Origin of the sequence: Veillonella sp. ACP1 (assembly GCF_000286635.1) — a bacterium.
GTDB lineage: Bacteria > Bacillota > Negativicutes > Veillonellales > Veillonellaceae > Veillonella > Veillonella atypica.
Genome location: NZ_ALKL01000011.1, coordinates 39,355 through 64,313 on the forward strand (window position 1 = coordinate 39,355; position 24,959 = coordinate 64,313).

Below are 24,959 nucleotides of genomic sequence, written 5' to 3' on the forward strand. Positions count from 1 at the left end.
AGTTAAAAACTATAACATAGCAAAAAAGATAGCGAAGCTTATGCTTCGCTATCCTTTCAAGAGTGATTAAGTTATCCCAATCTATTTGATTAGAATTGGTAGTTAAGGTCAACACGGTAGTAGTTGGATAATTTTTCGTTATTACCTGTTGCTTTATTTGTTTTGTTATTGAAACCATAGTATGCAGTCAAACCAACATTGTCTTGCAATGCATAGTTAGCAGTTGCCAACCAGCCTTTGTAACCACGGAAATCAGTACCACCAGCATAAGTATTAGTATAGTCATAAGCAATATCCCATGTGGAAGATACGGCACCCATGTTTTCACCAAAGTTAAAGTATTGAGCTTTTACACCCCAAGTACCTTGTTTTGCTTGGTCATAATTACCATATCCAATACCTGCTGTCCAAGCATCTCCTTTTTTAACATGAGAAGCGCGAACCCATTCACCACCAACCCAAACTTTATCAAAGTTCATATCAGTGCTGAAGCCATAAATATTTCTCCAGTCATTACCTTTATCATTGCTGCGTGTATAGAAGCCACCAAGATTAACGTGTTTATTCAAATCACCTTTAACACCAACATAAGTTAATGTATGATTATCTTTTTGATTTTCATCTTCAGAACCAGCAACCATATAACCATATGCAGCTTGGAATTGAACTTTATCGTTGCCTACATTGAATTGAGCACCATCAAATGCATCATCATAAATCAAGCCATTACCGATAGTTTGATCGAAACGACCAGCTTTCACAGATACACGTTCACCAAATTTATGGTTTACATAAGCGCGATCGATGGAAGCAGATGCAGTGCTACTAGCATCACCCAATTCAAAATCACCAGAAGTCATACGAACAACAGCTTCTGTACGGTCATTTACTTTTGCATTGAATTGAACACGTGCACGAGCATCAAATTTGGAATGTTTGCTATAATCCCCAGTAGTATTTACATAGCTACCATTTTTCTTTTGAGAACCAAGATAACGAAGACGCATATCGCCAGTTACTTTTACATTACCAACACGGTCTTCCAATTTAGCAACACGAACACCCAAGTTATTCAATTCGTTGGAGAATTCATCAGCCAAACGGTTGATCATAGCTTGTTGTTCTGCATTAGCGCGATCTTGGTTAGCCATTGCTTTCGCAATCATTTGAGCCATTTCATAACGAGTGATATCATTTTGGCCTTTGAAAGTACCATCTGGATAACCGTTAACGATACCAGCTGCTGCCAATTGGGAAACTGCTTGGTATGCCCAAGAATCAGGAGTTACATCGGAGAATGGGTTAGCTGCAAATGCAGTAGTTACACCCAAAACAGCTGTTGCTGCAAAAATTGCTGCGAATTGTTTTTTCATAATACAATACCTCTTCTTTATAAGAAAACAAAATACAAAATACGCATGCTACAGCCCAATGATTTTTCATATGTATCCATGTTTCCATATAAAACATAATCATTAGTTTGTAATATACACTAATATACTATCATTAATTTATTAATAATTATTAATATCAATATAAATTTTCATTTAATTTTCATGAAACCATTATGATATCAATAAGATACTCATTTAACTTCTATAATTCCAATGTACACAAAACATGAGGCATCGATCATAGTCGATGCCTCATATTTTGGGGTTCTATCAATATTATGTTTATATTGCAATACATTAGTACGCTAGTTTACCAGTAAATACACGGTATGTATCGTGTGTTTGTAACAAGTCTTTCACGTATACACGAGATGTTGTGTCATCTAGTTTCATAGCTAATGTACGGCCAAAGAATTTTGCCTTATGAATAAGCTCACCAAGGAAATTAACAATGGTAAAGAAAATCTCTTGTGGTGTCATAGCCTCCGCTTCAAGGGCTGTATCTGCCTCACCTAGTTGTAATGAGTATACGATATCTGAACCTTGCAAGGAAAAGCGCAAGATGGCAGCACTGGTTTCCATATCATAATCAAGACGATATCGATTCAATTGTCCGTTAACAACTACATCATTAGCTGCATTCATAATTTCTATATGAATCGGTTGTTTGTTTCCTACAGACAATACATATGTCCCCATACTAACCCCCATCAATACACATTATATACATACCCATCTAATAATATGAAATCGACTCAATCGATTTTCATGATAATTTCATTCATATATTGATTATATAAAATCGATGTGTTAGGGGGCAATAAATTGAATATAAACTTTATTAGATTTTTCAAATGAATATTTACACTAGAAATTCACTATTAATATAATAATATAACTACAGCAATTCAATCTCTTCATTGATTTTCTTATGAATATCGATGCGGTTTTCTACATCTAATCGATTGACAATCCAACCTCTCAGATTACAGTTTCTTATAAACTCGTCAATTCGATTAACGCCATTTATTTCCTTTAAGGTCACAACGACACCAAAGCGGACACCAAAACCATCTCTAGGGTCTAAACGATTACTAGTCTTAATTTCCATGCCCCAATTTTTGTTAGTATAAGATTTCTTTGACTCTAATCGCTTATCACTGCGTTCCCTTATATACTTCACATTATCCCATTTTCTAAATTGCTTGCGTGCTTCTTCCTCTAGTAGATACCTTAACCGCCCCGTTTGTTCCGTATTTTGTTTATCATCATTAATTGCTATAATCTTGCCTTTATCATTAATTCTACCAAAATGAAGATTCAGCTCTGTATTGGTATAATCTACCCCCTGTGAACGATTACACATTGGAAAATAACACATGGTTGCCCTAGCAATATATGGATATTCATCAGATTTCATAGGTACTGGAAACTCATAATTATAGGTATTCCATTTTTCACTAACATCGGAAATTAAAAACTTAATCTCATCATCTTTTGATTGTAAAATCTCATTAATATCAATAGGGACTATACCATGGCCATACCATGCAATTTCATCTGCAGTAGGTGCTTTATTCCATCCTTTAGCTGCATCGATGATTAATGCTTTTGCCACTTCTCTACGTAGCCCTACGATATCGATTAAATAGGATAGTTTGCGGGCAATCCATGGTGCTGCATATGATGTGCCACCTACTAAAACAGGGCCTAATGGTTCACATACCTTCATATATTGCTCGCTACTGCCACCATAATAACTAACGTCTGGTTTTGCAAAGAAAGACAGCGCTAATCCACATCGGGAATATTGTGTTGAAACACCAAATTTAGTAATAGCATTAACGACAATACCATTAATAGAATCTGCAGGTGAACCGATTTTTATAATACTTTCACTAGACCGATTCGTACCAGCAATCACAAAAATAACGTCGTATTCAAATTGAATTTGATCAAGTACAGCTGCCTCTGCAGATATAAAATTATCATTAATTTCCTGATTGCTACCAAGAGATATATTCCATACCTTAATATCTAGATTATCCGCAATGATAGATTTAATTTGTTTAATAATAGAAAAGGAAGAAAATTGCTGCCCCACAGCAACACCAAAGTGGCGTACCTTAAAATGTCCACAATGATCATCTAGCCACGGATTCATTCTAGGCCCATCAACGATAATCGAAGAAACAGCGGTTCCATGCTTATAATCGTTTGCATCTCTAGGAATATCTTTAGATACCATCTCATGATATTCAACCCAATTTGAAAAATAAACACGCTCATCAAACAATGTATCGATTACACCAATTGTCGGTTCTATTGTAGGCGCGAATATCAAAGCATCACTAGTTTCATACTCACTTTGATTAGAATCAACCGTTAATGTTGAAAGATCGATAGTCGACATAGCAACCAAGTACGGCATTTTTTGACTCAATACTTGTAACTGATTTGCATCTAAATATACACTACGATGATCTAATATACGACTACGCATAATATTAATACCAATATGTTGAAGTAGTACTTGTGTATCAATACCAACATTATACAGTGTAATAATGCTACTCGTATCTTCTAATTTAGGAATATCTACCTGAAATGATTCAATATATGATACATCAGCTATAATCTGTCTAAAAGCAGATTTTGAAAGAATTCTATTAGCAAAATACGCTGCAGGGAAGTGACTATGATCTCTATCTTCATGACAGATTTTGTTCATTTGGCCATGAAAATGAGTCTCCAAAATATCTCTTGCATCATTTAAGAACTGTATACTCGAATCTAAATCTTGAGAATTAATATAATACGTAATAATATGCTTACTTTTACTATCATCAAATTTAGCACCTACTACGCATGTATTAGACTCAGCGCCTTTAAATAGGCCTGATATCCGATTACTCTTCGCAACAATTTTATTATAATGAACACTAATGAGAACACCTGTGAAAGCCCGCTGCTCATCGGCCCAAAATCTCTGTATATCTTTCAATTGATGAATAAGACGATTAATATGTGTAGCAGTAACAACGACTTTACTATTCATAGACGCTCCACCACCGCCACCGCGTCTAGATTCTTGCTCAAATCGTTTCCCTTTCAATTCCAATATACTATTCATAGTTATGCTCCCATCGTAGTTAATTTTCTAGATACGGAACTCTTAGACTCCCCTTTTAATTTTTCTATTTCTCTAACGGTAAACCCTTCAGTATGTAAAGTGCTTACATCTTTTTGGTCCAAATCACCAATCAAGTCATTATATAAACGTTTCAAATAATCAAATGTATCATTAGGCGTACTAAATGCTAATGATATCTTAATGATATTTCTTAATTCACCAGGATAAGGCAGTTCTTTTGATAGACGTAATATTTTTTTGAATAAGCGCATATCCTTCGATATGTCTTTAAAGTTCTTACTATATTGATTAAAGTAATGCTCCCCAATTTCAATTAAATCATCTGTCGTATACCGATTAAAATTAATAACCGAATCAAATCTCCTAATTAAAGCCTTATCAAAATTTTTAAATAAATTAGTAGTAGCAATAATAACAATCTCTTTATTTAATTCTGTCAGCCGATCTAACTCTCTAAATAATGTTGACGTAGCACGACCCATTTCACGTACATCATTAATATTAACACGATCTAATGCAATGACATCAATCTCATCAATAAGTATAATATATTGATTTATATTAGAAATTGAATTAATTTCCTTAAATACTGCAGAAATATTCTTGTTTGTTTGGCCTAATTTGCTATCAATCAAGTGGTCAAAATCAACCATTAATAATGAACGATGCAATAATTTGGCAATAATTTTAGCAGCCTCAGTTTTACCTGTTCCTGGTGCTCCTTCGAACAAAAACTTACCAATACCTATATTATGATTAATAGCATTAATAATTCCCTTTATATCCTCTGTCAACGATACTGGTAGATATAAAGGCTCCTCTTTATCCAATGATATCGGTTTTAAATACCCTTGATCAAATGATGTACTTTGCGGAGAATATACATTTGCTTCTGAAAGCAGCCCCATGATGTATTCAGCTAATTGTTCATCATTATGACTATCAAAATATCGTGCAATACCAATAGCTTCATTTCTAAATGCCACTTCATTCTTTTCTACATGATACTTTATGAGATTGATGATATTCTGCTTCTTCATAGATTCGTCCTCCATTATTATGTTTATATTAACACATTTGGGACAAATAATATATATTTTGGGACAAAATAACATGTCATTTAGAAAGACCTCTAAACAAAAGAGGCACGGACCGAAGTCAGCACCTCTTTTCTCGAATTCTTATTAGTATTGCTAATATAAAGTTTTATTGATATGCTAATTAACAAATAATTAAAGTAATACAAGGTGGGGCTCTCTGTCAAATGTTGGGGTGACACCACTACATTTGACAGAGAGCCTAAAAAAGACAGCTAATTCTCATCAACTGTCCTGTTTATATCATTTCAATATCTAGTAATGTTCAAAAATATCAAATTTTGAATATTAACCAAAGCGTATTAAGTAAAATTATCTAATCAATTAACAATTTTTGGTAATCAAATACTCTTTTGTCTACTACTTATAAGATCCTCTATTATTAATTTCTTAATAACAGCACATTTTTTTATAGTGTCAAAAACTGCGGCAAACATAATACCTGTACATATACAACTTAATATTAGAAAAAATAAATCCATAATAATAGGGTATTCATAATGACTCCAATAAGTTACCCCTATTACTCCGACAAAAAAATACCATAAAACCCAATAGATTTAAATTTTGAAATACTCAAATGCATAGTTAAAACAAATCCAACTGCGCTACAGAACAATAGTGCTTTTATGGTAACTATCATAAATTGGCTATAGGCAAATACAATGATTTCATTAGCACCCGCTTTTAATACTTCTATTGCTAAATTTGATCCTATACTTACTACAAGTGTCAAAATAGCACCTAAAGCAATCGTGCCCCATATAAACATATATCGACTTTCAAAATCACTTACTAATAATTGATGTATAATTCGTAACTCTGAGTTAGATTTATTAATTAATTCTTCTTTAATATAAAGACGATACTGCGTATATATATCAGTTCTCATAGAATGCCAAATAAATGTTAATAGTTTGGTTATGCTATTCCTAAATCTACTTATATAATAATTATTTAACTTCATTGATTTATCCAGTCATTTACAAACTTCATAGCTTCTTCTTCACTAACATTATGGTGATTTGCGCTCTCATAATTTAAAACAAAAGAAGCTAGTTTAATCTGATCTTCTAATGTAAATATATCCAATAGTCCTTTATCAAACGCTTGAATTTTCTCATATATTGTATCTTTAGAAACATATGTTAAATACTTATCTACTGGAAAATCCCACCCACTATCACCATTACTACTCGTCCACCTACTTGCAATAGCACATATAAACTTAAGTATATTGCAATCCTCGTTCAATATATTGTCTAAATAATTTTGTGCTCTATCTTTATCGATACACTCCCACAAATAGAAAGCCATATAAAACCCTTTAATATCAATAATTGCTTCAGATTGAGTAATCTCATTGATTTTTGAAATATAAATTTCTTCTATATTATTTAAGTAATGCAAACCAATAAGTTGTTTATCTATATTTCCCTCTTTTCCTGCGAGCCTTCCATGAGATATTTCTATTTCATTGATAAAAGAAGCTAACGACCCTAGTTGCTCTTTATTTATATTTTCTAATACATTTTTAATTAAACTATATCGTTCACTTTCATCGTTAATTCTATTCATAATATCAAAAGCAAGAAATTCGGCTTTACTATATGCTGATAACCTAAAAAATCCGCTATTATTAGAGAATGTGTATAGTTTATTTAATATTACAGATGATAATAACCCTAATCGCTTATAAGGAATAGTATCAACTAGTGATCTTAGTTCATCTATAAAATATTCAATATTCCCCTCATTATTAATTTGAGTGATCGTAATAATTAAATCATTTAACTCGAGTTCATTTATACAATCATTAATTACATATCTTGGAACTGGAATCCCTCTCAAGTCAAACAAAAAATATAAGTCAAATCGATTCTCTTGTGCTATTCGCAGAGACTCGCTAATATTTGATGATAGGTATCCAGAATTACTAGAACTCATTTCACTTGCAAATACGGGAAATAATGTTGTGAGATACTTTATCGCTATATCCGTATTTATACCTATATTTTTTAATTCAGTAACAATAGATTCTCGATAATCTTTTTTTCCCTTAGACCCAGATAATGAGTTATGATTTGCCGTGCTACAAAGTAAATCTTTATTGCTACCAATCCACTGATATAATTGAGGTTCTAAAACCTCAATAGTAGTAAGAGCTACCACATCTTCCAAAGAAGTCTCTGTACTTAATAATTTATATCTAAATTGAAATGTATTTATAACTCGATTTACATCTCTTAATGTCTTAATGTATGGCTCTATACAATTTATAAAGACTTCACTCCAATAATATTTATCAATTTTAACATTATCAGAAATATCATTAACTGTATCATCAAGCTTTTCTAAAAATATCTCTTTCAATTTTGGCTTCAAAAGTGCAGGTATTTCAAATGGAATCTGTACAATTTTTTCTAAATATTCTGCACCATCAATATTATGTACACTTTCTAAAGCACTACATACAACATCTCTATCCATGGATAAAACATATATTATATTAGGAAAGTTACCAACCTGCTTAACTAATTGAAAAATATCCCTAATCTGTGTATTGGTCAAACGATCAATATCATCTATAATCACAATAATTTTTTGATTACTTTTAATAAGTGCTTTTTCTAGATTTGTCTTTGCTTTATCTAGATTAGTATCTTCTAATATCTTGCCTCTAATATATTGATAAAAATATTTAAAAGGGTACTTTAACATCATAATCCAATTCTGATTTAATACAACTGATGTAAATGATAATAAATTTAAGACTCCAGAATACTGATCTATAGCCTTAACTATTTGTTTCATGTTTTCATTATTACTATTAAATTTTATCTTTTTTCTCAAGTCCTCAAAGAATATACTGATAAGATTATCTTTATCGGTATAATTCCAAGGGGAAAAATTTACAATAATAGGCCTCTCATCATTACTCTCAGACAAATAGTTTATTTCATTTACAACCATATTCAAAATAGATGTCTTGCCAGCTCCCCATTTACCAAATACGCCTATAACTAATCCATCTTTGCCATCATATTTGTATATTGCTTCCCCTAACTGTTTGGCGAATGTTATTCTCCCAAGTAAATCCTGTTCTGAAGATTCAATTGGTTTATCTGAGTTATAGTTCATAATCTTTTTTCCCCTATTTAATACTACAATTTCTACACCTTATAAATCGGTAGTGTCAATAATTTTGTGCAAACGTCTTTTTAGTTGTCTATTCCAGCCTTCAATTAGATCATTAGAATAGATTGACGGTCTAATGGATTCAGGAAACTCTAAAAAAGTGAATACATCAGTAATATCGGATAATGTATTCGTAATCTTAGGATACTTAGATTTCCTGACAAGCTTGCTGCAATCCTTGAAAACCACCAGCGATAAAAAGGAGAATATCCTCTAGACCTCTTTGTTTTACATAATCTAATCGCTCTTTGTAGGCTAATGTGCTTTCATTAGGATATATGCCATAATCAACGACATGTTTCTCGCCTGATGGTGTAATACCAATTAAAACATAAAGAGCCTCTTTTTGCGCTGTTCCACGTTTAACGGTAATAAAAGTAGCATCTAGATAGACTACAGCAAACTGTGAAGGTAATGGCCGATTATGAAACGCATCCACTTCTTCTGCAACGACTTTAGTCATGTTAGAGATAGTTTGTGGCGAATAATAGCAACCATACATTTTTTCAATAATATCTGCTATTTCACGTGTGGTAATACCTTTTTGATATAACTGTATAATCATTTCTTCAAATTACGAGATGAATCCATAAAAACTGAATGATTATCTGGAGTGTCAACTAAGATTATGTTACCATTAAACATAGAGAATCAACCTTCTTTCTGTGATTTTGATTGGTAACTTAATCATAAAGAAGATTGGTTCTCTTTTCAATTGTTTGAGAACAGTTTACACAAAATATATTACACTGCCCAAATTAGGGTTATAGGGCAAAAAGTGTTGCTATTTTAGTCCCAAAGTTTGGTAAATAGGCGATCATAATTATGTAAATCACTCCAAACAATAGCATCACCCCAAGTCGGAATAGAAGCTTCCAACCTAAATTGTTCATGTATGGTATGATATATATCAGAAATACTCTTGTTGGTCGGCATAACCTTAAGTATTTCTGCATTAGAAAGCGGGTTTGGTGAGTGCATATAGCACCACCAGAACACTGCTTTTATAAGTCGTTCATGTTTAGGTCGTATCGTACCATTTTCATCAACTGTTATTTCTGATAGGAATACCCTATGTCGTACTTTCCATGACATAACGTTTTGTATCCACTTCATAGCATGATCTTGCGTGTGTATTGTTAATAAATCCCTTGCAATTCCATATAACTCACAACCAGCAATCGTTTTAGGACGTATTGTTGTATAGCGTTTTACTTGTTGAAATGCATGAAATAAGCACCTTTGTAGTTTGGCTTTCGGCCAAACTTTTTTTAATGCCTTTTGAAAGCCGGTACCACCATCGGATATAACTACTATAGGTGATAAAATACGTCGTAATAAAGCCTCCCAAGCCTTAGAATGCTCATATCTACAAACATACCAGCCTAAGATATGCGTCTCATTACAACAGATTAAAATACAAGCATTTCTAGCTAAATAAATACCATCAACAAATACCACACTACTTGATGATTCAACTTTTGGTGGTAATGGCCAAAGCTCCCAAAACTGTGATGTTTTTCTACGAAATGAACGTCCCTCGCCAGCCATATCTAACTGTGTGTGTTTACCAAATAACCAATCCAAAAATATCTGTAAATTATTGTTAGTTTTATTCACTTTATTTGTGAATGAGCAAGAACATTGATTACAATACCAACATTGAGAACCCGCATTTGTTTTACCATTTCTCTTGCAGACGAAACCACAATTAGGGCATCTGACTAGTTTCATAATTATACTCCTTCTAAAAAATTTATCTCTTTAGAAAGATAAAACCTTATTTGAGTCAGTAAAATCAAGGGGTTTCAGACTTTTTAGCAACACTTTTCGTCCTATAACCCTGTTTAATAGTATGTAAAAAATAGATGCTTTTTGTATTTTACAGAAAGCATCTATTTTCTTATTTATGTAATACTATATATTTGAGAGATAGAATATATAAAATGGTAAAATTTTTATCGTTTTGTATATAGAAAGATTCCCCATAATTAGAATCCTAATACACCTAGTATAAAGAGAATAAACAGCTTTACAGAGTAAAGATGGATAATTCTATACTAAATGAACTTCTCTTAAATCATTTAGTCTGGATATACAAGTATATTAGCGGCGAAGATATCCTTCGTTATTATCTAATAATTCACAATACTCCTTTACTGCATCTGCTAATGGCGTGAATCCCTTATCATAACCATCCGCCAATAATTTTGTTGTGTCAGCTTCGGTAAAGCTTTGGTATTTACCAATCAACACTTCTGGGAACGGAATGTATTCAATACGACCTTTACCATTATAGTCAATAACAGATTGCATGAATTCATTGAAGCTATGTGCGTGACCTGTACCGCAGTTGAATGTACCAGAAATTTCAGGATGTTCCCAGAAATAGAAGTTTACATTTACCACGTCTTTGACATAGATGAAATCACGTGTTTGACCACCATTTTCATAGCCATCTGTGCCTTCAAACAAATTGATAACGCCTGTTTCTTGGTTTTTATAGAACATTTGGCGTACAAGAGATGCCATTTTATCCTTATGTGCTTCATTAGGACCAAATACATTGAAATAACGCAAGCCTACCACTTGCGCTGTATATTCGCCCTCAAATTTACGTACATAGCGGTCAAATAATAGCTTAGAATATGCATACGGATTTAAAGCTTCTTCTGCTTCTGGCATTTCTACAAAGCCATTTGTACCATTGCCATACGTAGATGCAGAGGATGCATAGATAAATGGAATAGCACGGTCTTGGCAATAGTGGAATAGATTTTTGGAACCTTCGTAGTTGTTCTTCATCATATATTTGCCATTGTATTCCATCGTATCTGCACATGCGCCTTCATGGAATATGACTTCAATAGGACCTACATTGAATATGCCGTCTACAATGGCAGCATCAAAATCATCACAGTCAATGTAATCTAAATAATCCAAATTTTGAAGATTGCGAATTTTACGACCATCTGTTAAATCATCAACGCTTTCACAATATTACTACCAATAAAACCGGCACCACCAGTTACAATAATCATAATTTCCCCTTCTTAGCCATCGTGACTATTTTCTTTACGATATCCGATGTGGAGTATCCTTCTTTAAATAAAAGTACCTCTACTTCATCAACAGATTCTCTACCAACGATATCCTCTTTTTTATAGTCGCCGCCCTTAACAAGAATATTAGGACGTAAATAAGCTAATAATTCAGCAGGCGTATCCTCTTCAAAAAGGACAACACCATCTACACATTGCAAAGCACTTAATAAGGCAGCCCTATCCTCTTCGGATACGATAGGTCTTGTTTCACCCTTTAATCGTCTAACAGACGCATCAGAATTAAGTCCAATGATGAGGTGACCGCCAAGTTGTGCCGCCTCTTGTAAATACGTAATGTGTCCTCGATGTAGAATGTCAAAGCAACCATTTGTAAATACAACGGTTTCATCCATGCTTTGCCATTTATCGATTAACGCCTTCATTTCTTCTTTCGTATATAAAGGACTAGATGTTGTCAATTGTCGCACAGAGCGCCATAAATCAATCAGCTCTTGGCGATGGATTGGATATGTACCCACCTTGGATACGACGATACCAGCCGCACCATTGGCGATATGTAAGGCTAATCGCATAGATAAACCACTAGCTAAGCATGAAATGATCATGGCTACGACAGTATCACCAGCCCCACTCACATCGAATACATCCTGTTGTGTGGCTGGATTATGCCAAGTTCTACCATCCTTAGCCACAACGGTAATGCCCTTCGCTGAACGGGTACCGATAATATATTTAATGTTAACCTTATTAAGTACTTCCTTAGCCGCCTCGATAACAGATGTATCATCATTTGGAATTACACGGCCTAAGGATTCACCCAATTCTTTTACATTCGGTGTGATACATGTAGCACCATCATATTTGGACCAATCAGCGCCCTTAGGATCTACAATGGTCTGTACTTGATAAGTGTTCGCCAACTTAAATACATATTGCAACAATGTCGGTGTACATACACCTTTTCCATAATCGGAAATTACGATGCCTTGTAATCCACGTTGACAAAGACCTTCCAGCCAACTGATTAATTGTTCTTCTTCAGCAGATGTAATAGGTGTAATCGTTTCAAAATCGAGGCGCATCATTTGTTGACGATCACCTAAAATACGCATTTTAGTAATGGTCAATCGGCTTTCATCATGGATGAGACCAGATGTATCGATTCTATCAGCAGCTAATAGGTTATCAAGAACTCTACCATGATCATCGACACCTGCAACAGCACCCAAATAGACATGACAGTCAAGATTGGCTAAGTTAGATGCTACGTTACCAGCTCCGCCAAGTACTTCTTTCACAGAGGATACGCGATTAACAGGCACAGGAGCCTCAGGTGAAATACGGCTCACATTGCCAAATACATAACGATCTACCATTAGATCGCCAATGACAGCTATATGAAGATTAGGGAGACTATCGTGTAAAAACTTATTAATAGTTTTCTTAATCATAATCTTCCTCAACAATTTCACAAATAATATGTCCTACCATTATATGCATTTCTTGAATACGGGCCGTGGTTTTAGACGGAACAGCTATCAGGGCATCGCAAAGAGTACCAAGTTTACCGCTACCTTCACCAGTAAAAGCAACGGTTTTTAAACCTTTCTGTTTTGCTAGCTCTATGGCCTTAACTACATTCTTAGAATTTCCTGATGTAGAAATGCCTATTAATACATCTCCAGCTTGTCCCAATCCAGCTACTTGACGAGAAAAAACATCATCATAAGAATAGTCATTAGCTACAGCTGTCAAAATAGAAGTATCTGTTGTAAGAGCAATAGCAGGTAAAGACTCACGTTCTTTCACAAAGCGTCCTACCAATTCTGCAGCCAAATGTTGAGCATCAGCTGCTGATCCTCCATTACCACAGAAAAGAATCTTATGACCTGTATCAATAGCATTTTTGCATATATTAGCAACTACTCGAATGTCCCCTATATAATTACGCATCTTTGTGTGAATATCTAAATGATCATCAAATCTTTGTGTAATAATATCCATAAGTAATGCCTCCTATTTATATAATGAACTAATATTAATGCTAAAAAGCATATTAATTCCCTAAACAATAAATCCTATATAATCTCTTTACTTTTAAGCCACGTGTTTAACCGTCCCGCCAGCGATTTTACTAATGGATCCATTGGCCGTTCTACAAGGTAAATACGTATCTTATCAATAAGCACACAGGCTATAAAAACAAGTAATACTACCGCTATTAACCATAAAGGGAAAAACCATTGAGTATAAACATAAGAATCATCTAGTAGGCTAAGGAATATCCAATTTTTCAAACGCCCTATATGGAGAAGATATACACTAAATACAGATGTAGAGAAAAATGTAATCATCTTTCCACAAAATGGTCGTATATCCTTAAAACCTAAAAAGAAAAATAACGATATCAATAATTCGGTAAATTTATAGGTTGGCCATACTAGAGCAAATATATCTATGCTTTTACCAAAGGACTGATTTACATAAGCTATGCCCCAAATTGATCCCGTTACTAGTATCATCAATATAAAACCATACAATAGATACTTAAGATGACCCTGTATAGAGTAAATTTTAATATATGAACCAATCGTATATAAGAATATAAATAACAATATATGATTATAAGTATCCATCTAGGAATTTCGTGTTATGGTTGGTATAATACTAAATACAAGTAAACCTAGACCTATAAAAGCTCGATGCTTGTTACGTGACATCCCCTTCAATAATGGATTTAAGAAAGGCACCAATAGCATAAGAATTAAATAGGATGAAATAAACCAATATTCATTATAGGTAATTGGCAATAACATCATTATAATACTTTTTACACTTACATCGATAACTCCTATTTTAAAGGCTATAAGACCACATATAATAGAGTAAAAAAGTGTTTGTAGCCATAATTTAATAACACGACGACTATCAAACTCTTTCATACATAACAGATAGCCACCAATTATTACAAAGGCGCAATTTCCTATAGCACCACCCAGTCTTGCTAAAGCAAGAGTTAGCCAATTTACTGTAATAGGCATAGAACTATTAATAGATATGACACCATGATCTGACATATGAAATGTTATGATTAATAACATACAGACTATACGAAATAGTTCAATCCCCAAATTCCTATTCATATATTTCCCCATATAACTAATATAATTTGATAATTATATAATTAAACTACACAGATTATAATCTCTTATTATTTTCATAATCTAATACCTGATACACAGTATCCATCACTTGTTGTGGAGTAATTTCTGTTAAACAACGACGATCTTTGCAATGAATATAGTTATCTGTTCCATAACAGTACTTGCAATCCACATCATGTTCTACAAAGGAACTACATGTTGAAAATGCACCATGATTTTTAGGATTTGTGGGACCAAATATTGATATAGTCGGTACCGATAAGGCCCCCGCTATATGTTGCATTCCCGTATCAATACCTATAGAACAGGTACATCGTTTAATAGCCGCTATGCTTTGTTTAATACTACATTTTCCCACTAAATTTATAACTTGTGGTAGTCTTAAAAACTCGACTAGCTTTTCCAATAATGGTATCTCTTGAGGTCCACCAATTAGAACAATTTGATTTCCCTCTTTCACCAATAATTCTAGAAGATTATGCATTCGAATAATTCCCCAAGCCCTAGGAAAAACACGACCCGTCCGTAACCAACGATTGGTAAGTGATGGATCTGCATTACCAATACATAATCCAATAATTGGTTTGGTTTTATCTAAGGTTTTAAAGTAAGATTCTACAAATGCATCACTATCAGAATCTACATATAATTGTGGCCTAAATTTATCACTAAGATCTAAACCTAAAGTCTTTACATTAGCTTCTACAAAATGCATATTATAATCATATTTATTCGTACCTGAAGCTTGAAATCCTATATGTTCCTTTACTCCACAAAGTTTCATAAAAAGTTGCGATTTATTTACCGGTGTAATTGCTGTACTAATACCTATATCAAATTTTTCTCGCCTTAATTCTGATATTGTTTTATATGTGAAATATAAATTCTTATACACATCAAGAACAATAATCTTATCTATTGATAGACAAGAAGCCTCAATAATATCACGTCCGGGGTTCGTCTTACAAAGTACTGTAACCTTTGCATTAGGATACAAATAACGAACTCCCTTCAATAACGATATGGCACATACCGTATCCCCTAGACCATGCATAATTTCAACTAAAATATTTAATTGCTTAGTACTAGCTTTTGCTGTATTCACAATAGAGCTCCTCTAAACGTTTTGCTTCTTTATGTATATCATAACCATTACGTTTAATAATATCATTTACACCCATACGGTAACTAAAATTATTAGATTTCTGATAAGTGTACTCATAAATTTGTTCTGTTTCATTTATCCATAAATTTATATCATGCTCTGTAATGTTTAATTTTTTAGCTAATGTACTATCTACGACGGCTTCATCTGGTACAAAATTACTCATCAAAATTGGTAACTTTGCGGCTTGAGCCTCAATTGCTACTATTCCTAAGCCTTCATACCAAGATGGAAAATAAAATATATCAAATAAACTATATAATTTATGTACATCTTTACGTAAACCTAGATATGTCACTCGTGTAGATAAACCTAAATTCTCAATTTTTTGTAATATATTTTTTCTCAAAGGCCCATCACCAACTAGAACAAGATGTGCCGAAGGAATTTTTTGAACTATATAATTAAATACTTGTATCAAATATTCATGATTTTTTTGATACATAAATCTACCTATATGTCCAATAATAAACTTATTCTCTAACCCCAATTCTTCACGAAGCGTCTTTCGATAATGCTCATTAAATTGAAATTTTTCTACATCAATTGCATTATTAATAATCTCTACATTTTTATCAGGTCCAAATAACCAACGAGCTGCTATTTTGCTGCAAGCAAATTGACGATTAGCTACAAATGTTGAAAATGGACGTAATACTAATTTCATAAGGTTTCGCTTCGTTTCACTTTTAACAGTTGTACTATGACCATGTAAAATACGGACTTTAGCACCTGCTATCCATGAAGGTAATAGTGAAAATATACCAAGGGTTGTCATATGGCAATGAACAATATTATATTTATTCTTCCTTACTATATTATAGATACCATGCATAAAACCAAAAATATTTTTATAATATGCTGGAATCTTATAAACCTTACCACCCATCTTTTCAACAATATCTGTAATATCTACTTTATCATTGTCGTGAACAACAAAGTCGAATTGTATCTTAGAATGATCTATATTCTTATAATAGTTCATAACAACTGTTTCTACACCACCACCAACTAAAATCCCAATTATATGTAAAATACGAATAGGTTTACTTTCCATATTAATTCCTCTTTCTAAATAGAAAAATAATTATATTTAATATTTGAGTCAATATAATTATTTCTTAATTTTAGCCCCAATAATTACAATCCCTTTCATAATAGATTCTATCCAACCTATCCTCATTTCCTTATGAGCCTTGTAGAGCCAGTACCAACTGTTATACATACATTGAGATAATATTATTCCTCCAAGTAACCCAAGAATACCAAGATTAAAAAATTGCATAAATGAAAGAGATAATACTAGTCCTATTGCAGATGAGAAAATAAAACTCTTTACATAAATAATGCGATTTGTACAAGAGAAATAAGACGTATAGCAATTTCGATAATAAATAATAAATTGCATAACACCAGCCCCTAAAAGAACGGTATTAGAAATAGCAAAATTAGACTTTATCATATTTAATAGTGGCAGTCCAATAAGCCATAAACCCAATATACCAACCCAGTAAATCACAATAAATATCATCACCGAAAAAGAAAATAATTCTATCAAACGAGGCTGATCCTTAGTTATATATGCATTTTGAAAGGCCGGTTGGTATGTATTATATAGTGTACTAGCAACAACAGCTACTGCAGTAGTCAGTTGAATAGCAATGGAATACATACCAGTTTGTGCCAAACTTAAATAGAATGATGAAATAATAATAGTTGCTTGAGTTGATATATAATTAGATATAGATACAATCCCATCTCGCCACGCATTATACCAAATAGTTCGGAATATATCTGCTGTAGATGTAGCAACAAGATTTGTAGCAGATGTCAATTTCTCACCAATATGCTCATATTTATAAAAATATCTATGCCCAAAGAGTTTAAATCCAAGACCATATATAAGGTAACCTATACTCGCCCCAATAATACCAAAGCCCAATAAAAGTAAAATAATCGTAAATACCATTTGCAATAAACGAGCATAAACAATACTTTTATTAGCCAATGTAATAGCACCTACACCTCGAAGAAATGAGATATAGTAACTGTAATAAAGATTTAAAAAAATTCCAAATCCATACGCTGCCCATGCAATATAAGCTTCCAAGTGAGAACTCGGACCAACTAAGCTACCTATATAGTACATTCCTAAAGTATACATTAACACTAAAGCACTACCACCTAAGATAGCATAAATCGATTGACAAGCTTTAAGGACAGCTTTTAATAAGGAAAAATTAACCTCTTTTGATTCAGAAAAAGCAACATGTTTTTCTTTAAGTTCTTGAGCACCACTCCAACAATACGTGATATTACGAGCAAAGGTAATGGAAAAACCAAAATCAAATAGTAAGGCAATAGATCCTATACTAATAAATACATACCATAGTCCCACCATATCAGGTGTAAAGAAATAGATATAAAGTGGCAATAGTAAGAGATTTACTGCCATCGTAAGAGCCATACTTCCATAAGACCATAGAACATCTCTTTTTTTGATGGAAATATTCATAATCTACCTCTTTGGTTGCTTTATCTTTACTCGATAACCTACGTAAATAAATAGCCCTATTAAACCAACGATAACAAATTGATAAAATGCTAATAATGCACGGATACGATCATCATAACCTGCCCATACAAGTGATACTAGTTCAGTGAGAAAAATAGCTGTCCAAACATGTGTCCAAATATTGCCATTAGAGCGACGCTGTAAATATTCATAGGCTAATGAAAATAATGCAGTTACTATAATACTCATAATAATAACACCCAAAATACCAAAATCTTCATACCAACGCCCAAATAAAGATAATGTATTGCCAAATTTATCAAATTCATGATAAGCCATTCGTGCTGATTCTGGTAACAAGCCAAAATTAATCAATTTATCATACACATCAGCAAAACTAGATTGTCCGAAATAAGTAGTGCGTGCTGGCTCCCATATATGAATATTTAACGCATAAATACCACCAGCTAATAATTCAGTAATCCGTTGTAATGTTACATTATTACCATCGTGGCGACCTACTAATATACCATAAAGAATATATAAAAAGGGGCTAATTACTGTAATAGGAATGAGCTTAAATAAAAATCTTTTAATTTGATCAAAATATTGCTCTTTTACCAGGAGAAATAGATACGTCAAAATCATGAATATAAATATTTCGATAGCTGGTTGGCGTGCCCCCATAGCAATAGAACTACCAATACAGAAAAAAATAACTATTGTAAGAAGACCCGTTCCTTTAAAAATAGGCTTATTTAAAATAATGCCATTATATATAGCTACATAAGCCGACACATATGTTATGGCCCATGCAATCTTATAAAATTGAGAGTTAATAAATACAAATCGTGTATCATTAGGATGTAATTGAGGATATAAAATAATATCTCTATATTGAGCCATACGACCTATATCACTATCACCCGTCGTATTAATAAATACACAGAATAAAGAAAACAAAATAAAAAATATCATATACATAGATATATATTTATATCGTACAGAAAGTTTTACTATCCCCACTAAAGGGTAGCGATTACTATCAAAATTATACTCAATAGATGTTGGATTTCCCCAATTAAGTTTAGCCCATCTCTGCACACCATAACCAGTACCTAAAATAACCCCTCCACCAAGAGCCATTACTATAAAAGTATAAAAATAAAGGTCTGTTCCCATTTCATGTCTATACCAGTATCCTAAAGCAATAACAATCGTTAAAGATACCAATGTAATCATTGTTGGGGATATGATAGGCAATTCAAATTTCTTATAGCCTAATACTACAAATATCACATAAGATATTAATAGTAATAAATAACTATCCATGAATCTCCCTCTATCTCTCGAAAATTTGTAATATAGAATCTAATACAAGATCTACTGAAATTCCTTGCATACATTTATTATTAATACATGTGTAGGAATGATCATAACCTAAACATGGTGAGCATTCTACAGTATAATGAATAATCTCACTATATGGACCAAATGGTTTTACAATAATTGGGTCTGTAGGACCAAAAAGTGTTAATGTAGCCGTTCCTTGCATAGCCGCTGCATGAATAAGGCCCGTATCTACACCGACAACAAGATCTGCTTCTCGTACCACTTGAAAACTCTCTTCAATGGAATGTTCTCCTATAAAACTAACAATACGTGAATCTAATTCATCACGATAAGGAGCAATCATCCCTTCCTCCATAGAACCTCCAATAAGTATAATTTCGTAACCAAGTCGAACCAGTTTATTTCCAAGCTCTACCCAATTCTTAGTCGGCCATGACTTAAGACTTAATGCATAAGGATCATGCAATTTTTCATTTGCTACATGACCAGATCCTATACAAAAAACGATAGATGGATGGTTGATTACGATTGGTTTTGATGCAAGATTCTTATCAATAGAATATGATTCACGCTGCATAACAGTCGGCGCAAAACCTAACTGTTTCAAAATATCATTTTCTAAATCATATATATAATAACTATCTAGACGATTAATAGTTTTTTTATAAGTCGCACCATTATATGGATTATTAGCACCTATGGTTGTTTTACAACAGAAATCAATAATTTTACTCGGCCACGATGACATATATTTAGAATCAAAATGCTCAAGTACAATACCATAATCATAACTATGATAACCAGCTTTCAACAAAAACATTAAAGAATGAAATGGCTCATCCTTAGTATAGTAGTAACAATGACGAATATCACCTTGTAACTCTACCATCTTTTTATTCAGACCTATGCGTCGTTTATTGCTACATGTAAATATATCAATGACAGCTGTTGGATCTTGTTCCTTAATATTTTGAATAAGAGGTACGGAAATAATAAAATCACCAATACCTGGAGCAATGTAAATAAGATATGTATTCATACTAATTCCTATATATTATTTAATAAGCACCCTTTGACTTCACAACTACCAAAACGGTTTTCAATAAATACACAATATCAATCCATACAGACCAATTATGAATATACCAAGAATCCATTATCACTCGTTCTTCAAATGTTGTATCACTACGACCACTTACTTGCCATACACCGGTTAGTCCTGGTAATACTAACTTATAATCCTCAATATAGCTACTATATCGTTCTACTTCATTGGGTAATAACGGTCTCGGTCCAACTAGGCTCATGTCACCAATTAATACATTCCATAATTGCGGTAATTCATCAATACTTGTTTTTCGAATTATTTTACCTATCTTAGTAACTCGAGGATCATTTTTTAATTTAAAATTCTTTTGCCATTCTTTTTTTTCATCCTCATGAGTATTTAGATACTCTTCAAGTATCATATCTGCATTTTTAACCATAGACCTAAACTTATAAAAATTAAACTCTTTTCCATCTCGGCCTACTCGTTTTTGTTTATATATAATAGGTCCACCTGAATCTAAATAAATAATAATAGCTATGATTAACATAAATGGTAATATAAAAATACCCCCACATACAGTAGCTACAATATCAAAGATTCGTTTCATAATACGGTTAGACTTGCGAGCCAAATTGTTTTGTACTCGTAATACAACGGCTTGTTCTTCCATCATGCCACGAGCCATAATATTACTTGTTGGCAAACCAAATAATTCAGGCACAAAGGCTACGCGTTTTACCAATAGTTGTAATCGATTAATTAAGGCTACCAATTTTTTAGACTCAAGGCCCGGTGCACAAATAAGAACTGTTTGTACACCTGTATCTTTAATAACTCTTTCAACATCAGAAAAAGCACCTAGACAGGGATATTCTTTAGCAATGGTATAGGATTTAGGATTATCATCTACATAACCAATGATTTTATAATATGAAACAGGCATCCGCTGTAAAGATTTATTAACTAACTCCGCTGTTTTCCCAGCACCCACTAATAGTACAGGTATATACAAAATCTGAAGAGCATTTAAAATTTTATGAGATATAAATCTAAACACAGTAATGAATAGCATAATAAATATATAGCTAAATCCTACAAACAAGCGAGATACATCATTCGTTACATGTCCTGTATACATCAAAACAATGGCTGCAATGACACCAATTGTGACGCTACGAAATACAGTTTTAACCTTGTCCCAATAAGGTTTATCTATCTGATAAGAGCCATTCAAATATAAAGTTACTAAAAAAACAATAGGTACAATGATAAAAGTATAGATACTTTCTAACTTAAAATGAGGGCTCACCTCAATCAATGATAAAGATATCCGCAAATGATACGCAGATAAAAGACCTAATATAATGGCTATATAATCAACAAATATCGTTATCAACATTGTAATAGCCATTCTTACATTCTGATGTCTACATATTGTCATAGTATCCCCAAATAAAAAGAAGGTTGCTCGCTTAATACACTCATTAAGTAAACAACCTTCTTTCTTCTACCAATAACTAACAATCTCACTAAATATTTATTAGTATTAGTATACTATAGATTCATATATTCTTCATTTAAACAATCCTTAAAATCATTATAATTTAAGTTTTTTTATATTGTAGATTCATTCTTATCAGTAATTTCATGGGATATTTTTAACTGGAGCATCGTTGCCATAACTATCCAGAAAATTTTAATGCCCGATGAATTTCCCCATGTGTAATCAATAGATCCAAATAAGAATATAAAGCTAGTCCATCCAAAGATAATACTTAAATCATAGGGATTATAATTTTTCAAATACATCCGAATAAATTTATATAGTACAAATATATTAAATACCAAAAATCCTAACAATCCCAACAGTCCAGATTCACTTGCTACTTGTAAAAAATTATTATGTGAATGTCCTAACCCTTGTGTTTCTTCAGGTAATCTATATCGTTCTTCATACGTACGTTGCCATAACCCAGGACCTACACCTGCAACTATATGGTCAATAATCATATGTTTATCAGCTTTCCACACATATAATCGGCCAAGGTTCGAACCATCCGTCGTAGTATTAAATGTCGATTTAAATCGATTCACATAATGGTCATGCTGACTCACAACCCCAACAATACCAATAGCAATACAGCCTACAATAAGCAAATATTTTATATTAGATAGACCATAACGCAATGTGATTAATAATCCATTAATACCATTAAATAGCCAGGTACCGCGACTTTGATTTCCCCACATTCCAAACAACATAGATACAATAGAAAATAATGCAGATTTTCGAACCTTACTAGGAAATGTTTTATCAAATACAGCTATCAAAGATATAGGGAATGCCAATGCTAACAACATAGCCAAGCCCATAACAGATCCGTTGAATAAACCACCAGAACGTCCATCATTAACACGAAAATCTAGTAGTTGTTGAATAAAAGCCGTTATGGAATTAATTCCCATAAATAAGAAAAATGCTATTAATAAAGTATATAATTTAGATTTAGATTTAATACATAATAGTATCGGTAATACGATTAAACTTTTCCATACATATATATTAAAAAAGTACTTTAATGCCCTACCAATATCTTCACTACAAAATACGGATGGTAATAAACATAGTAACATAATACCATAGGCTATACCATATTGCTTAATAGAACTTGATATACACAATTCTTTTCGCTTTATAAAACATGTACAAATTGTAATCAATAACAATAATCCATATACCACATTCCCAATGGCCACAGACATTCTAGTTGTACACATCATAATAATTAGTAAAATAGTTAATACTAACTCATGTTTTTCTAAAATCCACTGTTTCATGACTCTCCCCTAACAGATTTCCTATTTCATATACGATTTCAAATTTTCTTGTACTTCCGCTGCATATTGGTCTAACATATCATAACGTTTCCGATATTGGCTTCGCTTTTGTGATTTTATTTCTTCTATCGGTTTCCGGTATTCCTCTAATGGAACAATGTAAAATCTTGGGTCTTGTGAAAGTTTCCCACCACTTTCTTGCCACAAGGAGTCAAGTTCTGCTACCTTTGCACGATGACCACGTACTAAATGTGTATTTGCATAAAACCCTTCATCAGATACTGCATAGATAGTTTCTACTCCACATTGTTGAGCAATTAATCTAAGCAAATACATAATAAAGTTTTTAGGACGATAACCAAACATCTTTTTGGTAGCTGTTTTTGCATTGGCTAAACCGTCCTTATATCCCTGAATGGTACCAATCCACATAGCTTTTTCCCCATTAAAGCCTTTACCAAATCGGAAATTAGCATGATATACACCTTGGGATTCTAACGTCAATAATAATGTTAATAAACCTTCCTTGCGTTGCCCTGCGCCATAATATAATTGGGCTTTCATATTGAGTTCTTCAGATTGCCATACCACAAGACCACGCTTAATACGACTCACATCATCTAAAAAATTATCTTTATCCACAGAATACATGGACTGAATCGCTTCATCAGTAAATACATTTTGTATGTAATCAAAATGATTAATGATAGCATCTAAGCGCTCATCCACTGTGGAATCTTTATAGAAAAAGATACGTGTCATTAATTCATATAAACCAATTTGACGTTGTAATAATTCTGAATCTGGTTTATAGTTAGCAAAATAATTTTCTAACCGATTCATCTGTTGCCGACGACTCATAGACCGTACTGTATGCAATACAACACGACGCGTTTCTCTCCAGCTACGCTTACCATATATTTTTCGACCTTTGGCCCATTGATTTTGTATATACTCTAACACCT

General features: G+C 32.9%; 20 protein-coding genes and 1 pseudogene. All 21 read right to left on the bottom strand.

Annotated elements, in window-relative coordinates; genetic code table 11:
• Positions 1-89 precede the first annotated feature (89 nt).
• The gene (locus HMPREF1151_RS05365) at positions 90-1,373 is read right to left on the bottom strand and encodes an S-layer homology domain-containing protein (protein ID WP_009661333.1); all 1,284 of its coding nucleotides are present in this window, start codon (positions 1,371-1,373) and stop codon (positions 90-92) included.
• Positions 1,374-1,691: 318 nt separating this feature from the next.
• Entirely contained in the window at positions 1,692-2,093 is a 402-nt protein-coding gene (locus HMPREF1151_RS05370; RefSeq protein WP_009661383.1) for a hypothetical protein, read from the bottom strand.
• A 199-nt stretch (positions 2,094-2,292) separates the two neighbouring features.
• Entirely contained in the window at positions 2,293-4,527 is a 2,235-nt protein-coding gene (locus tag HMPREF1151_RS05375; protein ID WP_009661377.1) for a S8 family peptidase, read from the bottom strand.
• A 2-nt stretch (positions 4,528-4,529) separates the two neighbouring features.
• Positions 4,530-5,588 carry an ATP-binding protein gene (locus HMPREF1151_RS05380; RefSeq protein WP_009661353.1) on the bottom strand — a complete coding sequence of 353 codons (1,059 nt, stop codon included), beginning with the start codon at positions 5,586-5,588 and terminating at the stop codon, positions 4,530-4,532.
• A 580-nt stretch (positions 5,589-6,168) separates the two neighbouring features.
• Positions 6,169-6,537, bottom strand: coding sequence for a hypothetical protein (locus HMPREF1151_RS05385; RefSeq protein WP_009661369.1), 369 nt, complete (start codon positions 6,535-6,537; stop codon positions 6,169-6,171).
• A 71-nt stretch (positions 6,538-6,608) separates the two neighbouring features.
• Positions 6,609-8,786 carry a P-loop NTPase fold protein gene (locus HMPREF1151_RS05390; RefSeq protein WP_009661349.1) on the bottom strand — a complete coding sequence of 726 codons (2,178 nt, stop codon included), beginning with the start codon at positions 8,784-8,786 and terminating at the stop codon, positions 6,609-6,611.
• 39 nt (positions 8,787-8,825) lie between these two features.
• Positions 8,826-9,032 carry a transposase gene (locus HMPREF1151_RS09985; RefSeq protein WP_071529968.1) on the bottom strand — a complete coding sequence of 69 codons (207 nt, stop codon included), beginning with the start codon at positions 9,030-9,032 and terminating at the stop codon, positions 8,826-8,828.
• Positions 8,992-9,408: an IS256 family transposase gene (locus HMPREF1151_RS05395; protein WP_009661348.1), complete on the bottom strand. Its 417-nt coding sequence runs from the start codon at positions 9,406-9,408 to the stop codon at positions 8,992-8,994. Before HMPREF1151_RS05395 ends, HMPREF1151_RS09985 begins: the two co-directional genes overlap by 41 nt.
• A gap of 224 nt (positions 9,409-9,632) precedes the next feature.
• Entirely contained in the window at positions 9,633-10,577 is a 945-nt protein-coding gene (locus HMPREF1151_RS05400; protein WP_009661358.1) for an IS1249 family transposase, read from the bottom strand.
• A gap of 372 nt (positions 10,578-10,949) precedes the next feature.
• Positions 10,950-11,884 (bottom strand): annotated as a pseudogene (rfaD, locus tag HMPREF1151_RS05405) (ADP-glyceromanno-heptose 6-epimerase).
• Positions 11,881-13,359 carry a D-glycero-beta-D-manno-heptose 1-phosphate adenylyltransferase gene (rfaE2, locus tag HMPREF1151_RS05410; protein WP_038141365.1) on the bottom strand — a complete coding sequence of 493 codons (1,479 nt, stop codon included), beginning with the start codon at positions 13,357-13,359 and terminating at the stop codon, positions 11,881-11,883. Before rfaE2 ends, rfaD begins: the two are co-directional and overlap by 4 nt.
• The gene (gene gmhA / locus HMPREF1151_RS05415; RefSeq protein WP_009661351.1) at positions 13,352-13,912 is read right to left on the bottom strand and encodes a D-sedoheptulose 7-phosphate isomerase; all 561 of its coding nucleotides are present in this window, start codon (positions 13,910-13,912) and stop codon (positions 13,352-13,354) included. Before gmhA ends, rfaE2 begins: the two co-directional genes overlap by 8 nt.
• Before the next feature lie 632 nt (positions 13,913-14,544).
• Positions 14,545-15,063 (bottom strand): acyltransferase family protein, encoded by a 519-nt coding sequence (locus HMPREF1151_RS05425; protein WP_083842112.1) that lies wholly within the window; start codon positions 15,061-15,063, stop codon positions 14,545-14,547.
• A 43-nt stretch (positions 15,064-15,106) separates the two neighbouring features.
• Positions 15,107-16,177, bottom strand: a complete 1,071-nt coding sequence (locus HMPREF1151_RS05430) for a glycosyltransferase family 9 protein (RefSeq protein WP_009661361.1) — start codon at positions 16,175-16,177, stop codon at positions 15,107-15,109.
• Entirely contained in the window at positions 16,158-17,294 is a 1,137-nt protein-coding gene (locus HMPREF1151_RS05435; RefSeq protein ID WP_009661389.1) for a glycosyltransferase family 1 protein, read from the bottom strand. The genes HMPREF1151_RS05430 and HMPREF1151_RS05435 overlap by 20 nt, the downstream gene beginning before the upstream one ends.
• Positions 17,295-17,351: 57 nt before the next feature.
• Positions 17,352-18,752 (bottom strand): O-unit flippase-like protein, encoded by a 1,401-nt coding sequence (gene wzx, locus HMPREF1151_RS05440; RefSeq protein ID WP_009661325.1) that lies wholly within the window; start codon positions 18,750-18,752, stop codon positions 17,352-17,354.
• A gap of 3 nt (positions 18,753-18,755) precedes the next feature.
• Positions 18,756-20,084 (bottom strand): O-antigen polymerase, encoded by a 1,329-nt coding sequence (locus HMPREF1151_RS05445; protein ID WP_009661388.1) that lies wholly within the window; start codon positions 20,082-20,084, stop codon positions 18,756-18,758.
• A 10-nt stretch (positions 20,085-20,094) separates the two neighbouring features.
• The gene (locus HMPREF1151_RS05450) at positions 20,095-21,144 is read right to left on the bottom strand and encodes a glycosyltransferase family 9 protein (protein WP_009661381.1); all 1,050 of its coding nucleotides are present in this window, start codon (positions 21,142-21,144) and stop codon (positions 20,095-20,097) included.
• A 19-nt stretch (positions 21,145-21,163) separates the two neighbouring features.
• The gene (gene wbaP, locus HMPREF1151_RS05455; RefSeq protein ID WP_009661355.1) at positions 21,164-22,567 is read right to left on the bottom strand and encodes an undecaprenyl-phosphate galactose phosphotransferase WbaP; all 1,404 of its coding nucleotides are present in this window, start codon (positions 22,565-22,567) and stop codon (positions 21,164-21,166) included.
• A 203-nt stretch (positions 22,568-22,770) separates the two neighbouring features.
• Entirely contained in the window at positions 22,771-23,994 is a 1,224-nt protein-coding gene (locus HMPREF1151_RS05460; protein WP_009661366.1) for an O-antigen ligase, read from the bottom strand.
• A gap of 21 nt (positions 23,995-24,015) precedes the next feature.
• On the bottom strand, positions 24,016-24,957 hold the full coding sequence (locus HMPREF1151_RS05465; protein WP_009661342.1) for a DUF535 family protein: 942 nt from the start codon (positions 24,955-24,957) through the stop codon (positions 24,016-24,018).
• Positions 24,958-24,959 lie beyond the last annotated feature (2 nt).